The 22,806-nt window shown below is 63.5% G+C and carries 20 protein-coding genes; 13 read left to right on the top strand and 7 right to left on the bottom strand.

The annotated features are described in order from the left end of the window. Positions 1-319 precede the first annotated feature (319 nt). The 9 genes from AC5P5X_RS06835 to AC5P5X_RS06795 all read left to right on the top strand — a co-directional run bounded on the left by AC5P5X_RS06835 (position 320) and on the right by AC5P5X_RS06795 (position 11,497). The gene (locus tag AC5P5X_RS06835; protein ID WP_005407964.1) at positions 320-556 is read left to right on the top strand and encodes an HP1242/YdcH family protein; all 237 of its coding nucleotides are present in this window, start codon (positions 320-322) and stop codon (positions 554-556) included. A 300-nt stretch (positions 557-856) separates the two neighbouring features. Continuing rightward, positions 857-2,227, top strand: coding sequence for a pyridoxal-phosphate dependent enzyme (locus tag AC5P5X_RS06830; protein ID WP_111189301.1), 1,371 nt, complete (start codon positions 857-859; stop codon positions 2,225-2,227). A 123-nt stretch (positions 2,228-2,350) separates the two neighbouring features. Next, positions 2,351-3,523, top strand: coding sequence for a cystathionine gamma-synthase (locus tag AC5P5X_RS06825; protein ID WP_100438837.1), 1,173 nt, complete (start codon positions 2,351-2,353; stop codon positions 3,521-3,523). Beyond that, complete coding sequence (locus AC5P5X_RS06820; protein ID WP_495215937.1) at positions 3,471-4,394, top strand: ABC transporter permease; 924 nt, start codon at positions 3,471-3,473, stop codon at positions 4,392-4,394. Before AC5P5X_RS06825 ends, AC5P5X_RS06820 begins: the two co-directional genes overlap by 53 nt. Next, positions 4,384-5,745, top strand: a complete 1,362-nt coding sequence (locus AC5P5X_RS06815; protein ID WP_157803282.1) for an ABC transporter ATP-binding protein — start codon at positions 4,384-4,386, stop codon at positions 5,743-5,745. The genes AC5P5X_RS06820 and AC5P5X_RS06815 overlap by 11 nt, the downstream gene beginning before the upstream one ends. Before the next feature lie 27 nt (positions 5,746-5,772). Further along, the gene (locus AC5P5X_RS06810; RefSeq protein ID WP_100438839.1) at positions 5,773-6,906 is read left to right on the top strand and encodes a class I SAM-dependent methyltransferase; all 1,134 of its coding nucleotides are present in this window, start codon (positions 5,773-5,775) and stop codon (positions 6,904-6,906) included. Between the two features lie 35 nt (positions 6,907-6,941). Next, positions 6,942-8,045 (top strand): glycosyltransferase family protein, encoded by a 1,104-nt coding sequence (locus AC5P5X_RS06805; protein ID WP_138927653.1) that lies wholly within the window; start codon positions 6,942-6,944, stop codon positions 8,043-8,045. Continuing rightward, on the top strand, positions 8,042-10,000 hold the full coding sequence (locus AC5P5X_RS06800; RefSeq protein WP_100438841.1) for a glycosyltransferase family 4 protein: 1,959 nt from the start codon (positions 8,042-8,044) through the stop codon (positions 9,998-10,000). The genes AC5P5X_RS06805 and AC5P5X_RS06800 overlap by 4 nt, the downstream gene beginning before the upstream one ends. Before the next feature lie 39 nt (positions 10,001-10,039). Further along, the gene (locus tag AC5P5X_RS06795; RefSeq protein WP_495215936.1) at positions 10,040-11,497 is read left to right on the top strand and encodes a glycosyltransferase; all 1,458 of its coding nucleotides are present in this window, start codon (positions 10,040-10,042) and stop codon (positions 11,495-11,497) included. Here AC5P5X_RS06795 and wecB read toward each other — a convergent pair. The 7 genes from wecB to AC5P5X_RS06760 form a co-directional block, all read right to left on the bottom strand. Further along, the gene (gene wecB, locus AC5P5X_RS06790) at positions 11,401-12,543 is read right to left on the bottom strand and encodes a non-hydrolyzing UDP-N-acetylglucosamine 2-epimerase (RefSeq protein ID WP_315973819.1); all 1,143 of its coding nucleotides are present in this window, start codon (positions 12,541-12,543) and stop codon (positions 11,401-11,403) included. The genes AC5P5X_RS06795 and wecB overlap by 97 nt on opposite strands. Before the next feature lie 60 nt (positions 12,544-12,603). Continuing rightward, positions 12,604-13,542, bottom strand: a complete 939-nt coding sequence (locus AC5P5X_RS06785; protein ID WP_100438844.1) for an electron transfer flavoprotein subunit alpha/FixB family protein — start codon at positions 13,540-13,542, stop codon at positions 12,604-12,606. After that, positions 13,542-14,288: an electron transfer flavoprotein subunit beta/FixA family protein gene (locus tag AC5P5X_RS06780; protein WP_100438845.1), complete on the bottom strand. Its 747-nt coding sequence runs from the start codon at positions 14,286-14,288 to the stop codon at positions 13,542-13,544. Before AC5P5X_RS06780 ends, AC5P5X_RS06785 begins: the two co-directional genes overlap by 1 nt. Before the next feature lie 194 nt (positions 14,289-14,482). Continuing rightward, on the bottom strand, positions 14,483-16,171 hold the full coding sequence (locus AC5P5X_RS06775; protein WP_138927654.1) for a hypothetical protein: 1,689 nt from the start codon (positions 16,169-16,171) through the stop codon (positions 14,483-14,485). Between the two features lie 95 nt (positions 16,172-16,266). Beyond that, positions 16,267-17,238 carry an NAD-dependent epimerase/dehydratase family protein gene (locus tag AC5P5X_RS06770; RefSeq protein ID WP_111189303.1) on the bottom strand — a complete coding sequence of 324 codons (972 nt, stop codon included), beginning with the start codon at positions 17,236-17,238 and terminating at the stop codon, positions 16,267-16,269. Positions 17,239-17,241: 3 nt separating this feature from the next. Further along, positions 17,242-17,619, bottom strand: a complete 378-nt coding sequence (locus AC5P5X_RS06765) for an SMR family transporter (protein ID WP_111111829.1) — start codon at positions 17,617-17,619, stop codon at positions 17,242-17,244. Between the two features lie 40 nt (positions 17,620-17,659). Beyond that, a complete protein-coding gene (locus AC5P5X_RS06760) occupies positions 17,660-19,087 on the bottom strand; it encodes a UbiA family prenyltransferase (RefSeq protein WP_111189304.1) in 1,428 nt (475 codons plus the stop codon). A 284-nt stretch (positions 19,088-19,371) separates the two neighbouring features. On the opposite strand from AC5P5X_RS06760, the gene rfbB reads away from it, so the two are divergent. Genes rfbB through rfbD form a run of 4 tightly spaced genes read left to right on the top strand, consistent with a single transcriptional unit; the run spans position 19,372 to position 22,776 of the window. Further along, complete coding sequence (gene rfbB, locus AC5P5X_RS06755; RefSeq protein ID WP_111111844.1) at positions 19,372-20,427, top strand: dTDP-glucose 4,6-dehydratase; 1,056 nt, start codon at positions 19,372-19,374, stop codon at positions 20,425-20,427. A 14-nt stretch (positions 20,428-20,441) separates the two neighbouring features. Further along, entirely contained in the window at positions 20,442-21,329 is an 888-nt protein-coding gene (rfbA, locus tag AC5P5X_RS06750; RefSeq protein ID WP_111189305.1) for a glucose-1-phosphate thymidylyltransferase RfbA, read from the top strand. Then, entirely contained in the window at positions 21,326-21,883 is a 558-nt protein-coding gene (gene rfbC / locus AC5P5X_RS06745) for a dTDP-4-dehydrorhamnose 3,5-epimerase (RefSeq protein WP_111189306.1), read from the top strand. Before rfbA ends, rfbC begins: the two co-directional genes overlap by 4 nt. After that, complete coding sequence (gene rfbD / locus AC5P5X_RS06740; protein WP_111189307.1) at positions 21,880-22,776, top strand: dTDP-4-dehydrorhamnose reductase; 897 nt, start codon at positions 21,880-21,882, stop codon at positions 22,774-22,776. The genes rfbC and rfbD overlap by 4 nt, the downstream gene beginning before the upstream one ends. Positions 22,777-22,806 lie beyond the last annotated feature (30 nt).

Raw genomic sequence — 22,806 nt, 5'->3', positions numbered from 1 at the left:
TGATATTGTTTGTTTTTCGTTGTGATGAGCATTCAGCCTGAACCCCGCCCCGGCGGGGTTCGGTCTTTTTGACGCAGGGGTCTTGTACCCCGCCTTGAGCAGGCGTAGGGTCAATCGTCCGGGACGCAATGCCGCTGACCGGACGATGGGAGGGCCGGGCCGATGCAAGCAGGGCGCGAACCGCAGCAGATCGACGTGCGCAGGCCAGTGCCGCAGGTCGTTGCAGGCGTCCAGGTGGCCATCGACCGGCGCTCCTCCATGAACAACGCCCCGTGCCTTGCGGCCGGGGCGTTCGTGTATCTGTCGAAGGAGGTCCATCATGTTTGAAGATCAGCCCCAGAGCGAGATCGACGCACGTCGCGCGCGTGATCCGGAGTTCAGGGCACTCCATGACCAGCACCGCAAGTTGAACAAGAAGTGCATGGACGCGGAGTTGGGTGTACTCCCGATCGATGATGTCACCCTGGGTCGCATGAAGCGCGAGAAGCTGCTGGCCAAGCAACGACTTCTGCGAATGTACGAAACACCGCTCCCAACGACGTCCCCCACGCTTTGACGCACCCCGTCACGCCCGGAACGGCGTGACCCGGCCATCGATGGCCCCGCCGGGCGCTCCTGCCCCGGCATCGCGGCACCGCCGATGAGGCGGCCGCGCCAAGGCACCACAGGCGGTGGTGCCTTGGCCTGCAGGCACAACTCACCGATGCGGGCGGTACCGGTCTCCTCGTCGATCCGGGGCCGTCCGCATCTCTTTCTGCGGGCTTGCGGCCCGTCTCCGCGCCGACCTGACATTCATCGCCATCCGACGGATAATCATCGGTCCGGCCCCCTGCGGCGCGAACCGAAAGTCCTCCGAATGCCCATTCATTCTTCCGTCCTCGAACTCATCGGCCAGACCCCGATCGTCAAGGCCCAGCGCCTGGACACCGGCGTCTGCGAGCTCTACCTGAAGCTCGAAAGCGCCAACCCGGGTGGATCGATCAAGGATCGCATCGGCCTGTCGATGATCGAGGCGGCGGAGCAGCGCGGCGACCTGAAGCCGGGTGCGACCCTGGTCGAGGGTACCGCCGGCAACACCGGGCTGGGCCTGGCCCTGGTCGCGCAGCAGAAGGGTTACAAGCTGATCCTGGTCGTTCCCGACAAGATGAGCCGCGAGAAGATCTTCAACCTGAAGGCGATGGGCGCCGAAGTACGCTTGACCCGCTCGGACGTGGCCAAGGGCCATCCGGAGTACTACCAGGACCTGGCCAAGACCATCGCCGAGCAGACCCCGGGCGCCTACTTCATCAACCAGTTCGGCAACCCGGACAACCCGGCCGCGCATGAATTCGGTACCGGCCCGGAAATCCTGGAGCAGATGGGCGGCGACCTCGACGCCATCGTGTTCGGCTGTGGCAGCTCCGGCACCATGACCGGCCTGTCGCGCGCCTTCGCCAAGCTGTCGCCGAAGACCGAGCTGGTGCTGGCCGATCCGGTCGGCTCGATCCTGGCCGAGTACATCAACGACGGCAATCTGAACGACAAGTCGGGCAGCTGGCTGGTGGAGGGCATCGGCGAGGACTTCCTGCCGTCGATCTCCGACTTCAGCCGCGTGAAGAAGGTCTATGCCATCAGCGATGCCGAGAGCTTCCACACCGCGCGCGAACTGCTGGGCAAGGAAGGCATCCTGGGCGGTTCGTCCACCGGCACGCTGCTGGCCGCCGGCCTGAAGTACTGCAAGGAGCAGACCACGCCGAAGAAGGTGCTGGTGCTGGTGCCGGATACCGGCAACAAGTACCTGTCGAAGATGTACAACGACTACTGGATGCTGGACAACGGCTTCCTGCAGCGCCCGCAGCACGGCGACCTGCGCGACCTGATCCTGCGCCCGTACGGCCAGCGCGACACTGTCGTGATCGGACCGAACGACCTGCTGACCACCGCTTACCAGCGCATGAAGCTGTACGACGTGTCGCAGCTGCCGGTGATGGACGGTGACCAGCTGGTCGGCATCGTCGACGAAAGCGACGTGCTGCTGCACGTCTATGGTGACGAAGCACGCTTCCGCGACACCGTTGCCACGGCGATGGTCAGCAAGCTGGACCGGCTGGACGTGAAGTCGCCGATCGAGGCGCTGCTGCCGGTGTTCGACCGCGGCCAGGTGGCGATCGTGATGGACGGCAATGCCTTCCTGGGCCTGATCACCCGTATCGACCTGCTGAACTATCTGCGCCGTCGCGTGCAGTAAGCCGCCGATCGCAGACGTTCGCTGCTGAATCCCGGTTTATCCGCGTCAAAGGTCGTTAAGGCCGCGCTGGTAGACTTCCGCACCTTCGACGGCGCCGAGCTTCGGCGCCCATCAGGAAAGAACATGTCCAACGCTACTTCCCAGGATCGCGCCCTCGCCCTGGCCACGCTGGCCATCCACGGCGGCCAGTCGCCCGACCCCAGCACCGGCGCGGTGATGCCGCCGATCTACGCCACCTCGACCTATGCGCAGTCCAGCCCGGGTGAGCACCAGGGTTTCGAGTACTCGCGTACCCACAACCCGACCCGCTTCGCCTACGAGCGCTGCGTGGCATCGCTGGAAGGTGGCACCCGCGGCTTCGCCTTCGCCTCGGGCATGGCGGCCAGCTCGACCGTGATCGAGCTGCTGGACGCTGGCAGCCACGTGGTGGCGATGGATGACATCTACGGCGGCAGCTTCCGCCTGTTCGAGCGCGTGCGCCGCCGCACCGCCGGACTGGATTTCAGCTTCGTCGACCTGACCGACCTGGCTGCGTTTGAAGCGTCCATCACGTCGAAGACGAAGATGGTGTGGATCGAGACCCCGACCAACCCGATGCTGAAGATCGTGGACATCGCCGCGGTCGCCGCCATCGCCAAGCGCCATGGCCTGATCGTGGTGGTCGACAACACCTTCGCCTCGCCGATGCTGCAGCGTCCGCTGGAACTGGGCGCGGACCTGGTGCTGCATTCGGCCACCAAGTACCTCAACGGCCACTCGGACATGGTCGGTGGCATGGTGGTGGTTGGCGACAACGCCGAACTGGCCGAGCAGATGGCCTTCCTGCAGAACTCGGTGGGTGGCGTGCAGGGCCCGTTCGACAGCTTCCTGGCCCTGCGTGGCCTGAAGACCCTGCCGCTGCGCATGAAGGCGCACTGCGCCAACGCGCTGGCGCTGGCCCAGTGGCTGGAAAAGCACCCGGCGGTGGAGAAGGTGATCTACCCGGGCCTGCCCTCGCACCCGCAGCATGAGCTGGCCGGCAAGCAGATGGCTGGTTACGGCGGCATCGTCTCGATCGTGCTGAAGGGCGGGTTCGAGGCGGCCAAGCGCTTCTGCGAGAAGACCGAGCTGTTCACCCTGGCCGAGTCGCTGGGCGGCGTGGAAAGCCTGGTCAACCACCCGGCGGTGATGACGCACGCGTCGATCCCGGTTGCGCGCCGTGAGCAGCTGGGCATCAGCGATGCGCTGGTGCGGCTGAGCGTGGGTGTTGAGGATCTGGGGGATCTGCAGGTGGATCTGGAGCGGGCGCTGGGTTGATGCAAGATATCTCCTTGACTATGCAGATCGGGTGCCGCTGATGAGTGGGCGTATTGGAAAGCTGCTGCATACGCTTGTGCTGGGTCCGTGGGCCCAGCTATGGCGGAACAAGACGTTCACCCTTTCGCTGGTAAGGCGCGAAATTGAAGGGCGTTACCGCGGGGCCTATGGCGGCCTGCTGTGGTACATCATCAATAACCTGATGTTGCTGACCATCTACAGCTTCGTGTTCGGGACGATCTTCAAGGCACGCTGGAACATCCCCGGTGCGGAGGGCAATTTCTCGGTGCCGCTGTTCCTGGGCATGATCATGTTCAACGTGTTTGCCGAGTGCATTTCGCGGGCGCCGATCTCGATCACTGGCAATGCGAACTATGTAAAGCGGGTGGTGTTCCCGCTGGAAGTGCTGCCGGTCGTCAACATGGGGGCCGCGCTGTTCAACTTCATGGTGGGTGTGGTGGTACTGGCGTGCCTGGCGTTCGTGCTCGGCGCACACATCCATTGGCAGATCGTCTGGCTTCCCGTCCTGCTGATTCCGGTAGTGCTGCTGGTACTGGGGCTGTCCTGGTTCCTGGCGGCCATTGGCGTGTATGTGCGTGACGTAACCCATATCGTCGGCTTCGTGGTCATCAGCACGATGTTCATGTCGCCGATCTTCTTCCCGGGCAGCGCTTTCCCGGAGAAGTTCAAGTCGTGGATGCTGGCCAATCCGATGACCTTCCCGATCGAGGCGGGCCGGGCAGCCGCGCTGCAAGGGCAGGCCCCCGACCTGTTGATCCTGGGCATCATGAGCCTGGTCGGGCTGGTCGTGGCGCATCTGGGGTACACGTTGTTCCAGGCCACCAGAAAGGGGTTTGCCGATGTCCTTTGACAGTGTCTTCGAGCACGATCCCGCGCACGAGATCAAGCGCATCATCCCGCCGGAAGAAGTGGTCATTGCCGCGCACGATCTGGGCAAGGCCTACGCGATGTACGCCAAGCCCTCGGATCGCCTGAAGGAAATGTTCATGCCGCCGCTCAGGCGCGTGCTGGGCATGAATGAGGTGGCTTATCACCGCGAGTTCTGGGCGCTGCGTGGCCTTTCCTTCGAGGTCGGCAAGGGCGAGACCGTCGGCATCATCGGCCGTAATGGTTCGGGCAAGTCGACCCTGCTCCAGCTCATCTGCGGCACCCTGCAGCCCACCGAGGGCTCGGTGCGGACCAAGGGGCGGGTTGCCGCGCTGCTGGAGCTGGGCGCGGGTTTCAATCCCGAGTTCACCGGGCGCGAGAACCTGTTGCTGAATGGGCAGGTGCTGGGCTTGACCCGGAGTGAGATCGATCAGCGATTCGACGAGATCGTCGGATTCGCCGACATCGGGGAGTTCCTTGACCAGCCGGTCAAGACGTACTCCAGTGGCATGTACGTCCGCCTGGGCTTCTCGGTTGCCATCCATACCAGCCCTGAACTGTTGATCATCGACGAAGCACTTGCCGTGGGTGATGCGAAGTTCAATGCCAAGTGCATGGCACGCATCAAGAAGCTCCGCGAGTCCGGTCTTTCGATTCTGTTCGTCTCCCACGATGTTGGCGCGGTGCGCTCGCTGTGTGATCGCAGCATCTGGCTGGACAAGGGGCGCCCGCGCATGTCCGGCTCGGTGTTCGCGGTCACCGCGCAGTACATGCAGAACCTGTTCGAGGAGGATTCGGCACGCCTGGAACACGAGCGCGAAGAGGCGGTGGCCAACGCGACCCAGGAAATCGCCGATGACAAGGCGCAGGAACAGCTGCGCGCGCGCAAGCCGGTCAACCACTGGGGCAGCCATGTCGGCTCCATCCTTGCGGTGGAAACCGAAGCGGTCGATGGCCAGCGTCGCAACATGTTCTTCACCGGCGAGAAGCTGTGCATCCGCATCAAGGCCAGGATTCCGCCATCGGCGAATCGGGAGTGCCTCAGCATGGCGTTCTCGCTAAAGGACATGGCCGGCAGCGATTTGGTGGTGGGTACCACATGGGATTCGCCGCGGCTGCGCCTCGATACGCAGGGCGATACCGTGGAAGTTGCATTCACGCTTGACTGCAACCTGCGCGAAGGTGACTACGTGCTGGTTGCAGCGCTGGAAGACCGTTCCTCCGACAGCATCCAGTACTTCGAGTACATCGAAGGTGCGCAGTATTTGAAGATATTCATGAAGGAGTTCCGCTACGGTACCTTCATTGTGCCCATCGAGAAGAAGGTGCTTTGATTTCATGAAGATCACGGGAAATCCGCTATGACAAGCATCGACATCAACGGGCAGGACTACTGGGAATCGCGTTTCCAGCAGGACTGGATCCAGAACGAAGGTCAGAAGCAGAGCCAGTTCTTCGGGATGGTTGCCTGCCGCCTGTTGCCGGCCTGGTTCGTGGATGACGTGAAGCACAACGGCCTGGGTCTGTGCGACTGGGGTTGTGCGATGGGTGACGGCACGCAGGTGATCAAGTCCGAGTTGGGACTTGATCAGGTGGCCGGCCTGGATTTCTCTGCGTCCGCCATCGAGCAGGCACGCCGCAACTATCCACAGATCGCATTCGCCACTGACGATCTCCTGGCGGAAGGGGTGGACCTCGGCTACGACGTGATCTTCTCCTCCAATACGCTCGAGCATTTCCACGAACCGTGGGACGCGGCAGCCAAGCTGACCGCTCATGCCCGCGAGTATTTCGTCATGCTGGTTCCGTTCCAGGAGTCGCTTGAAGAGCGCCACGAGGAACACTTCTACAGTTTCCACTGGCACAACCTGCAGCGCGATCTTCCCAATGGCTTCCGCCTGGTCCACGTGGGCGTCATCGATGTCGGGCTGCTGCCGGATCCGCAGTACAGTGGCAAACAGCTGCTGGCGATCTATGCATCCGAATCGGCGGCGCAGCGTGTCATGCCTGGGCTGGTGGAGCAGGGGCTGGATCTGCTGGGGTGCTATGGCCATGTGCATGATCGTCTTGCGTCTGTTGCGATAGAGCTGGAGGCCACCATCCGGCAGCGCAACGAACTGGGCGCGAAGCTGGATGATGCGCTGCGGCAAGGTGACGCGATCCGGGCGGATGTGGAGCGCCTCGCGGCCGAGCAGGCACGCCAGCTGAACCTCATCGCGGGCCTGGAGCAGGGGCGCAGTGAACTCCGCGATCGGGTGCTGGAGGTGGAGACGCAGCTGAGCAACGCACAGACCGCGGAGCATCAGGCCACATTGCGCGCGGAGGCGGGTGAACGCCGGCATTCCGAGGCTGAGCGCCGGCACACCGAGGCAGAGAAGGCGTTGCAGAACCTGCAGAAGGAGAACGAGGAGATTGCTCGTCGCCTAGAGCAGGTTTACGCCTCCCACTCCTGGCGCCTTACCGCACCCTTCCGTTCAATCCGTCGCCTTTTCTGACGCCGATAAGAAGTAAATCAAAGGAATTTCAGTAGATGGCCAAGAAGCGCCAATTGACCATAGTCTCGCCGTATCCCGCAAATGATCGTTACATGGACGGCTGGATGAGCCGTATCAAGACCATTGACGGCGTGTTCGAAGACTATCCGCGCACCTACATTGACTTCCAGGAATGGTACCCGGCTGCGCAGGAGCCGGAAGTGGTGTACGCGGACGAGCTGATCAAGGCGTATCGGGTCAATCCCCATTCCAAGGCCCATTCCGACTTCGTGGCACGCATCTTCGATGCGGCGGATTTCGTCTACATCCACACGATGCATCAGTGCGAGTACATGCTTCCGCACTTTGACGCGTCCAAGATGTACGTGGACATCCACGGCGTGGTTCCGGAGGAAGAACTGATGCTCGGTTCGCCCGAGCGTTCGCGGATCTTCGCAGAGGTCGAACGGCAGATCATCTCCAAGCTCAAGCATGCTTCGGTTGTGACGCTGGCCATGAAGGAGCACTTCCTGGCCAAGTACCCTGACGCTGCAAACGTCGATTTCATCCACGTTCCGGTCTTCGACTTCGGCTCGCTTGGCCAGTCGGTGCAGCGCGTGGCTGCGTCGCGCATCGCGCGGCGGCAGAACGGGCGGCCGACCGCTGTCTATGCCGGTGGTGCCCAGGTCTGGCAGCGGGTGGACGAGATGGCCGACATCATGGCCGCCGCACCGTTCTGCAATTACGAGATCTACTCCCACGATGTGGAAGCATTTGCCCCGAAGCTTTCCAGCCGCGGCATCCCGGTGGAGGTTTTCAAGGGCTACGCCAGTAAGGAAAAGCTGGAGCAGGTCTATCGGTACTCGAACTTTGGATTCGCCCTGCGTGAAGCCTGTACGGTGAATCGCGTGGCGTCGCCGACAAAGCTGTGTGACTACTTCGCGCATGGCGTGCTTCCTGTGGTTGATTTCCACCTGATCGGCGATTTCGACGCCTATGGTTACGCCTATGTCGATCATGCCGATTTCCGGGAGGGCTACATTCCCGACCTGCAGACGCAGGACTGGATGATCGACAGGAACCTTGGATGCCTGGAGACGATGTATTCAGATTTTAGGAAGGGAATCACGGCAGTCAAGGATCTGGTGGAAACGGTATGAATCCAATCATCGGCAACAATCAGGCAGCGCATCTGGTCGACATTTCCACAATGCTCGATGCCGTGCTCGGCTGGGCGTCCGACAAAGTGGGCGGCCCGGTTGAGGGCTACAGCACGGATCTGCTCGGCAGTGACCTGACCCGCCTGGCTGCGCATTCGGCACGCCGTATCGGTTGGGCCCCTTCCCGTGAGCCGGGTCGCCTGGATATCGCGCTGATCGACGGTACCGAGCCGGGGGCCTCGCAGGACAACGGCGCAACGCCTGCGGCCGAAAACCGCCTGCATGTGTTCTTTGCCTTCCCGGGCATGTCCGGCCACAAGTCGGACGAATTGCTGGCCGGCTACTCGCAGCTGTTCAAGGCCGAGATGGTTGCGGCGACCTGCCTGGAGGCACCTGAAGGTGCCGCGATGGTGCTGGCAGTGATCACCTCGTCGCGTGCGGTGTCGTCCGCGGAATCCTGGTGGGAGTTCGCAGACGCACTCAACACCTTCGGCTCGTTCAAGCTTTCCGACATGTCGCGCAAGCTGCAGTCGGCCTCGGCCGGCCTGAAGCACGCCGCCCTGCTGGCCGACGAAATGGTCAACGAAATCGCGACGCTGGCAGTCGAGCGTACCCGTGACCGGCATTCGCTGTGGCGCATCGCCCGCAATCTGCGCCAGGAAGTGCTGGAGCATCGATTCCGCAAGCTGGAACGACCGGTGGTTACGCCGCGCGAGGGTTACTTCCGCAGTGCTGCCGGCCGACTGCTCAAGAATGCAGGCATGATCCAGGCCAACGCGCATGCCGACAGCAGCGTGCTGCAGTCGCTGGCGGTAAGCGCGGTGCGCACCCGATGCGCATTGCTTGTTGCCGAGGACCATACCTTCGGTGGGCTTGAGCAATGGGTCTGTGATTTCGCACGGCACCTGCGTACCAAGAATTTCGTGCCTTACCTGATTGTGCTGGGATCGCCTTCACTCAACAGCCGCATCGCGCAGCAGTTCCCCGGCGAGCTGGTGTACCTGGATGGGCAATCGGCGCTGCTGGGCGAGACGGTCACGCGCGGGCGCTTCGAGTCGCTGGTGGTCAGCCATGCCTACGATGGCCTGCACACGATCGAACCCGGTTGCAAGGTCGTCGAGGTGCTGCACAACATCTATTTCTGGCAGCTGCAGGATCCGGCGCTCGAGCGCGAGCGTGCTCGCGTCGACGAGTACATTGCCGTTTCGAGCGAAGTGGCCGACTACGCGTGCGTGTACCAGAAGCTGGCGCGTTCGAAGGTGACAACGGTGCCGCACGGCCTGAACGTCGTTGACCTGTATCGTCCGCCGGCAGACTACCTGCGCAGGGCGCGCGGAAAGCGCGATGCGTTCAGGATTCTGTTCGTGGGCAATCTCTATCCGCAGAAGAACGTGATTTGCCTGCTGGAGGCATTTGCCAGGCTCAGGCAGGAGGCGCCGCAGGCGACGCTGCGCATCGCAGGTGCGCTGGCTGAATCGGGGAACGCTGCCAAGGTCGAGGAGACCATTCGCCGGCTGGACCTTGCCGGTTCGGTGGAACTGCTGGGCTCGCTCAAGCGCCGCGAACTGAGCCGTGAGTATTCCCATGCACATCTGTTCGTGCTCCCCTCCCTGTTCGAAGGCTATGGGTTGGTGAACCTGGAGGCAGCCCACTTCGGCCTACCGATGGTACTGTCCAATACCGGCTGCGCAGCCGAACTGTCTGCGGGAACACCGGCTTGCCGGGTTGCCCCCATCGCGGTCACGCACGACAAGCTCAGCCACAAGGAAGTCGCGGAACGCAGCCGCGCGCCGGCCGAGAAGGATGTGTCGGCCTTGTACGGTGAGTTGTCGCATGTCATGCGGAATTACCCAGAGCTGATGGAAGCGGGATTGGCGATGATCGAAGCGCCTCCCTTCAGCACGCTGCAGCAGTCGGGCGATGCGATGCTGGACGTCGTTACGCGGGCGTCCTGAGCAGGTTACGGGTTGGAGCAGGAACAGGACTGCGATCGCATGGGTAGCGTCGGTCAAACCATGACGAACGGTGGCATGCAGGCCATGCGCATCCTGATCTGCGCGCACGACTTCCAGCCCAACCCGTCACCCCAATCACTGCGGGTGACCCAGCTGGCCAGCGGACTGGCCAGTCTTGGGCATGATGTCCATGTCCTGACCCGGGCATGTGGTGCCGGCATGCGACGGATGGAGGACCCACCCGGTCTGCAGGTGCATCGGACCTCGCCGCAGGGCGTCGAGGCTCTGATTGATGTGACGTCGCGCGTACTGGGCCATCTGCGCCGTCTGCGGCGCCAGGACGCGGTTGCGGGAACGCGCCCGTCCCCACAGGTGGCTTCACAGGCCGCGCCGACGGCTGGGACGGCGGCGTTGAACCGGAAGGGGCGCGCGATCGCATGGCTGCGCTCGTTCCTGGATGCGCGGGTTTTCCCGGATGGCCGCTCGCGTTGGATCGGCGGTGCCCTGCGTCATGGCCGGCAACTGATCAGCCAGTGGTCGCCGCAGGTGATCATCGGATCACATGAGCCTGTGGCAGGGCTGTTGTTGGCTTCTGCGCTCTCGCGCGAGTCCGGCATTCCTTTCGTTGCCGAACTTGGTGATCCCGTGCTGACGTCCTATACCCCCGAACGCTGGAGGGCGGCGTCGCTCGAGCTTGAAAGGCGGGTTTGCCACGAGGCGGCCGCTATTGTCGTTACTTCCGAGGCCACCGCGGCCCTGATGCAGGAGCGGCATGGTCCCGGGATCGCGCCGCTCAGCGTGATTCCGCAGGGATTCGCCAGGGTGGAACCGCCGCTGCCCGAGGTTGTCAGGTCGGCCGGCGGGTTGCAGCTGGTCTACACGGGGCGCTTCTATCCGTTCCGCGACCCCATGCCGCTGGTCCGCGCGGTGCTGGCATCGCCCGGCTGCACGCTCACCATCGCTGGCCCTGGTCTGCCACCAGAACTGGCGAAAGCGTGCGCGGAGCATCCGCAGGTCCTGCGATTTGCCGGAAGCCTGGATCATTCCCAGGCCATCGAACTGCAGCGCAGTGCGGATGTCCTGGTCAACATCGGCAACGCAGGCATGACCCAGATCCCGGGCAAGCTGCTGGAATACCTGGGTTCGGGCCGGCCGGTACTGCATCTGCAGCCGGATGCCGCCGATCCGGCGGCCGCCATCATCGGCAGGGAGCGTTGCGGGTTTCTGGCCGCCAATGAGGTTGCTGCGATCAGCGCACTTCTGCACGAACTACTGCAGCGCAAGCAGCAAGGGCGGCTGGATGAAGGCCTGCGCCTGGGGCAGGATGCTTTCGCCGAGTATCGTTGGGATCGCCTGGCTGAGCGCCTGGCCGCGGTCTGTCGTGATGCGGCGATGGCGGGTCAGGCCGGCATCGCCTCGCCCTGGATCAAGGCAGCGATGCGTGCAGCGGCCTTGCCATCACCATACGGATTATGGGCATGTGCCATTGACTGGTAGGCGGCTTCGTCGTCGAGCAGGCGGGTGGCCTCAGCCACGATCCTGCCAGCATCGGTGCCAACCAGCAGTACGGTGCCTGCGCCCACCGCTTCAGGGCGCTCGGTGGTATCGCGCATTACCAGCACCGGCTTGCCCAGTGACGGGGCTTCTTCCTGCACGCCACCGGAGTCGGTGATGATCAACGTCGCCTGGGTCATCAGGTAGACGAACGGCAGGTAATCCTGCGGCTCGATCAGGACCACGCCCGGGGCATCGGCGAGGATCCGGTTGACCGGTCCCTGCACGTTGGGGTTGAGGTGGACCGGATAGACGATCTGCGTATCGCCGCGCGCGGCCAGGGCCTTCAGTGCTTCGCAGATGCTCTCGAAGCCGCTGCCGAAGTTTTCACGGCGATGGCCGGTCACCAGTACCAGCCGCTTGGAAGCATCAAGGAACGGGAAACGGGCCCGCATCGATTCAATCAGCGCGGTGTCGTGCTTCAGCTTGTCGGCGACGTTGAGCAGGGCATCAATCACGGTGTTGCCGGTGACGTGGATGTCATCGCTAGACGTACCTTCAGCCAGCAGGTTGTCGCGCGAGCGGGTGGTCGGCGCGAAGTGCAGGCGGGTCAGCGGCCCGGTCAGGCGGCGGTTGGCCTCTTCAGGCCACGGCGCGTAAATGTCACCGGTGCGCAGTCCTGCTTCCACATGGCCGACGGCCACGCGGTTGTAGAACGCGGCCAGCGCACTGGCCAGCGTGGTGCTGGTATCGCCATGCACCAGCACCAGGTCCGGCTTGTGCTCGGCGATGACGGCGGTCATGCCGGTCAGGATCTTGGCGAACAGGCCTGCCAGCGTCTGGCCAGGTTCCATCACATTGAGGTCGACATCCGGCGTGATACCGAACAGGTCCATGACCTGGTCGAGCATCTGTCGATGCTGCGCGGTAACCGCAACGATCGTCTCGATCTCAGGCCGGGCCTTCAGGGCTTCCACCACCGGGGCCATCTTGATGGCTTCCGGACGGGTGCCGAAGACAACCATTACCTTCTTGTAGGGAGTACTCACGATTGCCTGCTTGAATTCAAAGGGACTGTGCCGCTGGCCGGAGCCAGCGGCAGGTACACGTCAGAGCGCCGCTTCCAGCTCCGGCAGGATTGCAAACAGATCACCCACCAGACCGATATCGGCAATCTCGAAGATCGGCGCATCGCCGTCCTTGTTGATGGCCACGATGGTGCCGGCATCCTTGATGCCGGTCAGGTGCTGGATCGCGCCGCTGATACCCACGGCCACGTACAGTTCCGGCGCGATGATCTTACCGGTCTGGCCAACCTGCAGGTCGCTGGGCACATAGCCGGCATCAACCGCGGCACGCGAAGCGCCGACGGCGGCACCGAGCTTGTCGGCCAGCTGGAAGATAACCTTGAAGTTCTCTTCCGAACCGACACCACGACCACCGGAGACCACGCGCTTGGCGCTCTGCAGGTCCGGGCGGTCGCTGGCACCGGCGGCCAGGCCGATGAAGCGGGTATGGGTCGGCAGGGCAGCATCGACGCTGGCCGCTTCAATGGCGGCACTGCCGCCCTGGGCGGCTTCCGGCCACGACGCGGCGCGCACGGTGGCGACCACGATCTGGTCAGCCGGGGCTTCTACAGTGATGATTGCGTTGCCAGCGTAGATCGGGCGCTTGAAGGTGTGGCTGCCTTCGACGGTCATCAGGTCGGAGACCTGGTTGACGCCTAGCAGCGCGGCAACGCACGGCATCAGGTCCTTGCCGAAGGTGGTCGACGGTCCGAACACGTGGGTGTAGCCCTTGGCCAGCTGCGCGATCTGCGGCGCGAGCACCTGGGCGATGGCCTGCGCGTTGGCGGCATTGGCCACGGTCAGGACCTTGGCGACGCCAGCGATCTTCGCGGCCTCGGCGGCGACCGCAGCCGGATCGGCGGCCAGCACCACCACATCGATGCTGGCACCGCTGATGGCGACAGCGGCGCTGATGGTCTTGGCGGTGGCGGCGTTGAGCTTGCCGTCGTGGTGCTCGGCGATGACGAGAATCTTGCTCATTACAGCAACCCCTTCTGCTTGAGTGCAGCAACCAGTTCGGCCGCGTCCTTGACCATCACGCCCTTGCTGCGCTTGGACGGCGCGGCGTAGTGGGTGGTCTTGAAGGTATCGGCGGCTTCAACGCCGAGGTCGGCCAGCTGCAGCGTTTCCAGCGGCTTGGCCTTGGCCTTCATGATGTCCGGCAGCTTGATGAAGCGCGGTTCGTTCAGGCGCAGGTCGGTGGTGACCACGGCCGGCAGGTCCACTTCCAGCGTTTCCAGGCCGGCGTCGACTTCGCGGGTCACCGTGGCCTTGCCGCCGGCGATCTCGAGCTTGCTGGCGAAGGTCGCCTGCGGGCGGCCCCACAGCGTGGCCAGCATCTGGCCGGTCTGGTTGGCGTCGTCGTCGATGGCCTGCTTGCCGAGGATCACCAGGTCCGGCTGTTCCTTCTCGATCAGCTTGAGCAGGGTGCGTGCGGCGGTCAGCGGCTGGATGGCCTGGTCGGTGACGACGTGGATGGCGCGATTGGCGCCCATGGCCAGGCCGTTGCGCAGGTGCGCCTGGGCATCGGCGGGGGCAATGGTGGCAACCACGACTTCGCTGGCGATGCCCTTGTCGCGCAGGCGCAGGGCTTCTTCCAGGGCGATTTCATCGAAGGGGTTGGGGGACAGCTTGACGCCGTCGGTGACCACGCCGGAACCGTCCGGCTTGACCTGAATGCGGACGTTGTAGTCCACCACGCGCTTGTACGCGACGAGGATTTTCATCTGGTACGGGGTCCTTCACTAAACAGGGAGAACATCCGGTCCTGGAACAGCAACCGGTTCGGGGGTGGGACCCCGATTCTAGCTGGCTTGGGGTGACCATGCGAATGCGTATGGTGGCGCCCGCCCGGCAGGTGTTCGATTCGATCAGCGCCAAGGGTTCCATGTACCTGGCGCCGGGTCGTCCAGACCGCTGTTTATCTGCAGAGCTTGGAGAAGCCGATCCAGTCGCCGATCTGCTGCGGACCTTCACATGCCGTGTTGTCCATTCCAGAGACCTGATACTCGACATCCTTTATGCCGAGGACGTGCTGCGTGTGATAAAGGGTGGAGAAACCAAAGAACTGCGGAGCCGCGACAATGACGTGCTCGCCCTGCTGGTATTGCGCACTGATGGCCCGGTTGGCCTGCATTGCGGGACGAAGGGCGAAATCACTGGTGTACTGCGCCACGCCGGCAAAGACCAGGACGGCGTTAACCACCATCACCAGGCTGGCAAGCGAAGATGCAACGCGGACTCCCCTGATCGTAGATCCTGAACAGACGAGCAGTACAAGTATCAGGGCGAGGTACAGGAACGGGACATAGCGAGCCCACCAGGGCGCTGCATGCGCGATGGCCATGACCACCAGATACGCTACGGCGGCCAGCAGGTACCAGTGATTGATACACTGGCGGCGATTGCGCCGTTCCAGCACCAGTGCAAGAACAATTGCCACTGCGGCGATCATCAGGGCAAGTGAGAACAAGGGGCCGAATCCGGCGAATCGCGGATCCGGTGCACCCGATTGTTTGATCTCGTCCATGGCGAAGGTGCCTGGAATCTTCATGCCCGGGAACGTAGTGGCGTTTGACGTGTGGGCGAGCAGTGATTCTGCAAGTGTCCGGATCCGCGGCTTCTCAAGCACCGATGCCTCGGCCTGTCCACGCAGAACGATATCCGTACCCGTAACCGGGTAGCCGATATCCAGGTCCGAGGCGATGTGGTTGAGGTAGGGGTGGGACAGTGCAATGGCTCCCAGCAGGGACCAGGTCGCAATCTCTTTCAGGCCCGGTCGGCGTACCACCAGGAATGGAAGCGCAAGCATCGCTGCGTACAGGGCACCGGTGAACTTCACGCCGGCAAGAATGATCAGGCTGCACCAGACGATCACGTTGACGGCAGGACTTCGATCGCGATCAAGGATGCAAAGCGTTGTGAGCGCAATGACCGAATACGTGCAGCCATCCACATAGTTTGTGGGCAGCTGACCGACGATTGGCTGGCATGCCACCGCAAGCAGCGCGAGAACTTCCACCTGCCAGCGGTTCGGCAGGTACTGCCTGAAGACAGTGCGCGCATATACGAACAGGGCGATCGCAAGAAGCAGGTTCAATGCCTTGCCGGACTCCCATCCAAATCCGTAGTCCATCAAGGCTGCACTGAACAGCCAGGACAGGTTCGGGTAGTGGCTGACCCACATGGCGTTCGGATTGCCGTCCCATACGCTGGACGAATAGTAGATCTCGCTTCGCGTAGCGGCCCAGTCGGAAAACTCAGGGAAAAGCCACGGATTCCAGCCATCGTGCAGCGCGACAATGGCGACCTTGTGGTACATGTTGCCGTCCCATGTCGAGTCCGGCACGATGTTCAAAAGCAGTGCGGACAGGGAAAGGACCAGCAATGCCTTGACCGCAGGGGCGGCCCAGGCCAGACCAATGCGGGGTGCAAGAACAAGGACCGCCAGGATGGGCAGTATGTAGGTAGCTGCCTTTACGCCGCTGTAGGCGGCGAGCGCTTTCGAAACGGCCAGCAGGACAACCAGTCCAACAGCACAGGCGACGAACCTGCGCGCAGCCTGGCCGTCGGGCAGGAGGGCATCGGAAGAAGAGGGACGACTTTCCATGTGCATTGGATGTGGGTTGATTCAGTAGGTCAGCGAGACCGGGCAAGACAGGTCATGTCGAAGAATCCAGGGCCGGGGCCGAAGTATTTTCGGGATCAGCGGGACTTGCTGTAGTGCTCGTAGGCCGCCACCAGCATGTCTTCGTCATTCTTGGTCGGCGCCCACTGCAGCGTGGATTCGGTCGGTGCGATATCGACCACGTAGTTGATGTCGGCGATCTGGTACTGCTCGCGGTGCAGCAGCGGCTTGCCCAGCTTCTCCAACAGCGAGAGCGTCAGCTTGAGCGGACCGGCAGGCACCGGAATGACCATGGAATGCGAACCAATGCGCCGGATCGTGTTGCGCAGCAGCTCGCGCACCACCGGAGCCGGGCCCGAGCCCAGGCTCAGAGCGACGGCGGGCAGATCGTGCGCCACCGACAGCTGGATGGCGTTGACGACATCTTCCACGGCGATCATCTGGTAGCGGTTTCGGCCGCTGCCGATGGTCGGGATGGGGAGATTCAGGTCCATCAGCTTGAACAGCTTGGTCAGGATGCCGAATCGACCCGGGCCGACGATCATTCTCGGGCGAAGGATGGTGATCCTGAAACCGCGGCCACGGGCCTGTTCGCACAGCTGTTCGGACGCCGCCTTGCTGCGCCCGTAGGGCCCCAGCGGATTCTTGGCGTGATCCGGCGGGACCGGCAGCTTCTGCGGCAGGCCGTAGACCATGTCCGTGCTGGTATAGACCAGCCGTGGCGTCGCCAGCTGCGACATCCATTCGAGCACGTTGGCGGTGCCGCCAACATTGACTTCGGCGAACCACGCATCCTGGTTGTGGTGTGGCACGTCGTTGTGGAACTGGCGCGCCGCCAGGTGATAGACGATATCGCCCTCGGCCAGGGCCACCTGCTGCAGCGCACCGGGGACCACGATGTCGATGCAGTGATAGTCCACTCGTCCCGAGAACTCGGTGGGAAGGACGGCGATGTCGATGATCGTAACCTGCTGGTTCTGCGACAGCAGCGAACGCACCAGGTAGGTGCCGGTGAAACCACTGCCACCAATGACGATGTGACGGGCCATTGTTCAACCTCCCTTCGCGACGAGAACGACACCGACGCAGATCAGTGCGACCCCCGCGAGCTTCATGATGCTCACCGGTTCGCGGAACCAGAAATAGGCGGCAGCAACGACGATGACGTAGCCGACACTCAGGAACGGGTAAGCGAAACTCACCTGGACCTTGGACAGCACGTACATCCACAGCACGATGCTGACTGCATAGCAGGACAGGCCGGCGAACACCCAGGGATTGAAGATCACGCGCAGGCCGCTGGCGAGCAGCGGGAACATGCCATCAGACGTTACCAGCGCAACCTGGGGCATGCCCTGGCGCAAGAACAGCTGTGCACTGGCGTTCAGCGCGACGGAGAACAGGATCAAGGGAATGAAGGCGGTATACATGTGATTCCAGGGACTCTGGCAGGAAGGGGGCAGTCAGTGGCTACCACTGGAACGTCGCGCAGCCAACAATGACCAGCGCGAGCAGGGCGATGGCCTGGCTGACGCGGTCGCGCGCAGCGAAGACAATCGGATCGTCATGCATGTTGCCGCGGTGGGCGATGATCCAGGCACGGCTGATCCAGTACAGCAGGACCGGGCACAGCAGCCATAGTATTTTCGGCTGCTGGTAGAGGGCCAGGCTCTCCGGGCTGTTGATGTACAGCGCGAACACCAGCACGCCGATGTAGCCGGCGGCGGCACCGAAGGACTGGATCAGCGGCAGGTCGCCGACGGCATAGCCACGGCCGCTGGCCTTGGTCTTGCCGGCCGAGACCACAGCCTCCAGCTCGGTGTAGCGCTTGAGCAGGGCCAGGCTCAGGAAAATGAACATGGAGAATGCAAGCAGCCAGAACGACAGCTCCACGTCGATCGCTACAGCTCCCCCGATGATGCGCACCGTGTACAGGGCCGCGAGCACGACGACATCGATCATGACCATGCGCTTGAGCACGAACGAATAGGCCAGGGTCATGACGTAGTAGCCGAACAGCACCAGGGCGAAGGCCGGGCTGGTCCACAGGGCCAGCGCGAACCCGACCAGGGTCAGCAACGGCGCTGCCAGCAGGCCGTGCAGCAGCGGCAGGTTACCGGCGGCGAACGGGCGCTTGCGCTTGCGCGCATGCTGCCGGTCCGGGGCCAGGTCCAGCAGGTCATTGAGCAGGTACACACCCGATGCGCACAGTCCGAACGCAATGAATGCGGTGGCCGCATCCAGCACTGCGGGTAGATCAAAGAAGCGATGGGCGGTCAGCAGCGGAACCAGGACCAGCAGGTTCTTGGCCCACTGATAGATGCGCAGTGCCTTGATCCAGGTGCGGATGCCACCGCCACGGGCCGGCCAATGCGCATGCACGGCAGTCTGCCGGGCTGCGCTGGCGGCGAGCCCGGCGCTGGCGTTGACCACGTAGGCGCCTCCGGCGTGCTTCCAGACCTGCAGGTCCACGCTGGCATTGCCCATGTAATCGTACTGACCCGCACCGAAGCGCGCATTGAGCGCTTCCGCTTTGTGGTGACCGGCGAGGTTGCGCTGACCATCGCTGGCCATGACTTCGTCGAATATCCCCAGATGGGTGGCAATGGCGTTGACCAGGCTGCTGTCAGACGCCGAGCAGAGGACGCGGGGCCTCTGTTCGGTCGTTTTCAGCAACTCCAGCACCCGCTCGTCGTAGGGCAGGAATTCAACCGGCAGCCTGACCCGTGAGGCAATCTCATGTTTCAGCGCGGCCTTGCCACGCAGCAGCCATAGCGGCAGCAGGAAGACATACAGGGGATTGCTGGCCAGCAGGGTCAGCAGGGATTCGTACAGCAGATCCGATCGCAGCAGGGTGCCATCCAGGTCCACACAGAGTGCGCGATCAGTTCGTTGCATGCGTTTTCCGTCGATATCCTTGTGGTTGGAGATGCTGAATCCGAAGGGCAGCCTGAATTCCGGGCCAGAGTATAGCCACTGGCGTCCAATTGGGCATGGTGGTGCCTGCGGGTGGCCCGGCGGTCAAGAGGGGGGCCGGCAGCTGTTCCGGCGGGGCCACCTGGTCGTCGCCGGCTCGTCGCACTGTGCACAGTCATGCCGGATCGGGCATGAGGACGGTATCCTCAGTACTTTGATGTGCCATCCCGTCAGGGAGCACGTCCCCTGAACCTGGAGATTGGATGGTGCCTACCTGGCTCGTCACCGGCGGTGCCGGTTTCATCGGCGGCAATTTCGTCCTTGAGGCGGTTGCCCGAGGCGTGAAGATCGTCAACCTCGACATCCTGTCCTATGCCGGCAACCTGAAGACCCTGTCCAGCCTGGACGGTGATTCCAACCATGTGTTCGTGCAGGGCGACATCGGTGACCAGGCCCAGGTCGCCCGGCTGTTGGCCGAACACCAGCCGGAGGCGGTGCTGAACTTCGCGGCCGAGAGCCACGTGGATCGCTCGATCGATGGTCCGGGTGCCTTCATCCAGACCAATGTGGTCGGCACCTTGGGCCTTCTGGAGGCGGTGCGCGACCATTGGAAAGCGCTCCCGGCCGAGCAGGGCGCGGCGTTCCGCTTTCTGCACGTGTCCACTGACGAGGTGTACGGCACCCTCGGTGAGACCGGCAAGTTCAGCGAAACCTCGACCTATGCGCCGAATTCGCCGTACTCGGCGTCCAAGGCGGCTTCCGACCATCTGGTGCGGGCCTTCCACCACACCTACGGGCTGCCGGTGCTGACCACCCACTGTTCCAACAACTATGGCCCGTACCACTTCCCCGAGAAGCTGATCCCGCTGGTGATCGCCAGGGCGCTGGCCGGCGAGCCGCTGCCCGTGTACGGCGATGGCAGGCAGGTGCGCGACTGGCTGTTCGTGTCCGACCACTGCGAAGCGATCCGTACCGTGCTGGCCAAGGGCCAGATTGGCGAGACCTACAATGTCGGCGGCAACTCGGAAAAGCAGAACATCGAAGTGGTGCAGGCCATCTGCGCACTGCTGGACCAGCGCCGCCCGCGTGCGGACGGCCAGCCGCGCAGCAGCCAGATCACCCATGTGGCCGACCGCCCCGGACATGACCGCCGCTATGCGATCGATGCCTCCAAGCTGAAGAACGAACTGGGCTGGGAGCCGGCCTATACCTTCGAGCAGGGCATCAGCCGCACCGTGGACTGGTACCTGGACAACCAGGCGTGGGTCAACAGCGTGCTCGATGGCAGCTATCGCCTGCAGCGCATCGGTACCGCGGCCTGAGCGCAGGAGACGACATGACCCAGCGCAAGGGCATCATCCTCGCCGGTGGCTCCGGCACCCGGCTGTACCCTATCACCCAGGGTGTCAGCAAGCAGCTGCTGCCGGTGTACGACAAGCCGATGATCTACTACCCGCTCAGCGTGCTGATGCTGGCGGGCATCCGCGAGGTGCTGATCATCAACACCCCGCACGAACAGGCGCTGTTCCGGCAGCTGCTGGGCGACGGTTCGCAGTGGGGCATGGACATCCAGTACGCCGTGCAGCCCAGCCCCGATGGCCTGGCCCAAGCCTATCTGATCGGTCGCGATTTCGTTGCCGGCAAGCCGAGTTGCCTGGTGCTGGGGGACAACATCTTCCACGGCCATGGGCTGAGCGAAATGCTGCGCCGCGCCGACGCACGTGACCAGGGGGCCACGGTGTTTGGCTACTGGGTCAACGACCCCGAGCGCTATGGCGTGGCCGAGTTCGACGCCAGTGGCAAGGTGGTCGGGCTTGTCGAGAAGCCGCTCAACCCGCGCTCGAACTACGCGGTGACCGGCCTGTACTTCTACGATGCGCATGCCTGTGACTACGCCGCCGAGCTGAAGCCCTCGGCCCGCGGCGAGCTGGAGATCACCGATCTCAACCGCAGGTACCTGGAGCAGGGCCTGCTGCACCTCGAGCCACTGGGCCGCGGTTATGCCTGGCTCGATACCGGCACCCACCAGTCGCTGCTGGAAGCCTCCAATTTCATCGAGACCATCCAGACCCGCCAGGGCCTGCAGGTCTGCTGCCCGGAGGAAATCGCGTTCGGGCAGGGCTGGATCAATGCCGAACAGCTGGAAGCCCTGGCTGCACCACTGATCAAGAACGGCTACGGCCAGTACCTGCACAAGCTCGCCCTGCGTGGAGTTGTTCCGTGAAAGTGATTGAAACCAGGTTGCCCGGTTGCGTAGTGATCGAACCGGCCGTGTTCGGCGATGCTCGCGGTTACTTCTTCGAAATCTGGAACGCCGAGCGCTTCGCCGCGCTGGGCCTGCCGGATCGCTTCGTGCAGAGCAACGTCTCGACCTCGGCCAAGGGTGTCCTGCGCGGGCTGCATTACCAGTGGCCGCGCCCGCAGGGCAAGCTGGTCAGCGTGCTGGAAGGCGAGGTCTATGACGTGGCCGTCGACATCCGTCGCGGCTCGCCGACCTTCGGCCAGTGGGAAGCGGTGGTGCTGAGCGCGGAGAACAAGAAGCAGTTCTGGATTCCGGAAGGCTTCGCCCACGGCTTTGCCGTACTGTCCGAGCGCGCGGTGTTCAGCTATCTGTGCACCGAGGTCTACCTGAAGGACTTCGATGCCGGCGTGCGCTGGAACGATGCCGATATCGCCGTGGACTGGCCGCTCAGTGTGCCAACGTTGTCGGCCAAGGACGAGAATGCCCCCTTCCTGAAGGACATCGCCGAAGACCGCCTGCCGGTCTACGTGCCATGACCGTTCTGGTCTTCGGTGGCAACGGCCAGGTCGGCCAGGAGCTGCTGCGCGCGCTGGCGCCGCTGGGCAAGGTGGTCGCGACCACCCGCAGCGGCGCTCTGCCGGATGGCAGCGCCTGCGAAACCGCCGATTTCGGCCAGCCTGAAAGCCTGCCGGCCCTGCTGGACCGGCTGCAGCCGTCGATCGTGGTCAACGCCGCGGCCTACACGTCCGTCGATCGTGCCGAACAGGAGGTCGACGCGGCCTTTGCGGCCAATGCGCAGGCGCCGGGGATGATCGCGCGCTGGTGTGCCGCGCATGGCGTGCCATTCGTGCATTACTCCACCGACTACGTGTTCGATGGCCAAGGCAGCGCGCCCTACCGCGAGGACGAACCGACCGCACCGCTGGGTGTATATGGCACCAGCAAGCGCGATGGCGAGGAGGCCGTACGCGCGGCCGGTGGCCGCCACCTGATCTTCCGCACGGCCTGGGTCTATGCCTCGCATGGCGCGAACTTCCTGCGCACCATGCTGCGCGTGGGCGCCGAGCGCGATGTGTTGCGGGTGGTGGCCGACCAGGTCGGTACGCCCACGCCGGCCGCGCTGATTGCCGATGTGACCGCGCAGGCATTGCAGCACCCGGGCCGTCTGTCCGGCACCTGGCATCTGACCGCCAGTGGCCAGACCAGCTGGCACGGCTTTGCCGAGGCGATCTTCGCCGAAGCGTTGGCCACTGGCGCGCTGGTCAAGGTGCCGACCGTCGAGGCGATTTCCAGTTCCGAGTATCCGACCCCGGCCAAGCGCCCAGCCTGGTCGGTGCTGGACAACCGCAAACTGCAACAGGATTTCGGCATCGTGCTGCCGGCATGGCAGGACGGCCTGAAGCGGGTGATGGCAGAGATTGCCCGATAAGGGTAGCGCCGGGCCACGCCCGGCGGATGC

The organism is Stenotrophomonas sp. YJH_SMC_91, from assembly GCF_059368495.1.
Note: the sequence above shows the minus strand (reverse complement) of the source record. Positions and strands in the feature narration are given on the sequence as shown.

Excerpts from the sequence above, each read along its gene's own strand:
- AC5P5X_RS06835 (WP_005407964.1), top strand. The coding sequence starts at position 320 with ATGTTTGAAGATCAGCCCCAGAGCGAGATCGACGCACGTCGCGCGCGT.
- AC5P5X_RS06830 (WP_111189301.1), top strand. The coding sequence starts at position 857 with ATGCCCATTCATTCTTCCGTCCTCGAACTCATCGGCCAGACCCCGATC.
- AC5P5X_RS06825 (WP_100438837.1), top strand. The coding sequence starts at position 2,351 with ATGTCCAACGCTACTTCCCAGGATCGCGCCCTCGCCCTGGCCACGCTG.
- AC5P5X_RS06815 (WP_157803282.1), top strand. The coding sequence starts at position 4,384 with ATGTCCTTTGACAGTGTCTTCGAGCACGATCCCGCGCACGAGATCAAG.
- AC5P5X_RS06810 (WP_100438839.1), top strand. The coding sequence starts at position 5,773 with ATGACAAGCATCGACATCAACGGGCAGGACTACTGGGAATCGCGTTTC.
- AC5P5X_RS06805 (WP_138927653.1), top strand. The coding sequence starts at position 6,942 with ATGGCCAAGAAGCGCCAATTGACCATAGTCTCGCCGTATCCCGCAAAT.
- AC5P5X_RS06800 (WP_100438841.1), top strand. The coding sequence starts at position 8,042 with ATGAATCCAATCATCGGCAACAATCAGGCAGCGCATCTGGTCGACATT.
- AC5P5X_RS06795 (WP_495215936.1), top strand. The coding sequence starts at position 10,040 with ATGGGTAGCGTCGGTCAAACCATGACGAACGGTGGCATGCAGGCCATG.
- AC5P5X_RS06785 (WP_100438844.1), bottom strand. The coding sequence starts at position 13,542 with ATGAGCAAGATTCTCGTCATCGCCGAGCACCACGACGGCAAGCTCAAC.
- AC5P5X_RS06780 (WP_100438845.1), bottom strand. The coding sequence starts at position 14,288 with ATGAAAATCCTCGTCGCGTACAAGCGCGTGGTGGACTACAACGTCCGC.
- AC5P5X_RS06775 (WP_138927654.1), bottom strand. The coding sequence starts at position 16,171 with ATGGAAAGTCGTCCCTCTTCTTCCGATGCCCTCCTGCCCGACGGCCAG.
- AC5P5X_RS06770 (WP_111189303.1), bottom strand. The coding sequence starts at position 17,238 with ATGGCCCGTCACATCGTCATTGGTGGCAGTGGTTTCACCGGCACCTAC.
- AC5P5X_RS06765 (WP_111111829.1), bottom strand. The coding sequence starts at position 17,619 with ATGTATACCGCCTTCATTCCCTTGATCCTGTTCTCCGTCGCGCTGAAC.
- AC5P5X_RS06760 (WP_111189304.1), bottom strand. The coding sequence starts at position 19,087 with ATGCAACGAACTGATCGCGCACTCTGTGTGGACCTGGATGGCACCCTG.
- rfbA (WP_111189305.1), top strand. The coding sequence starts at position 20,442 with ATGACCCAGCGCAAGGGCATCATCCTCGCCGGTGGCTCCGGCACCCGG.
- rfbD (WP_111189307.1), top strand. The coding sequence starts at position 21,880 with ATGACCGTTCTGGTCTTCGGTGGCAACGGCCAGGTCGGCCAGGAGCTG.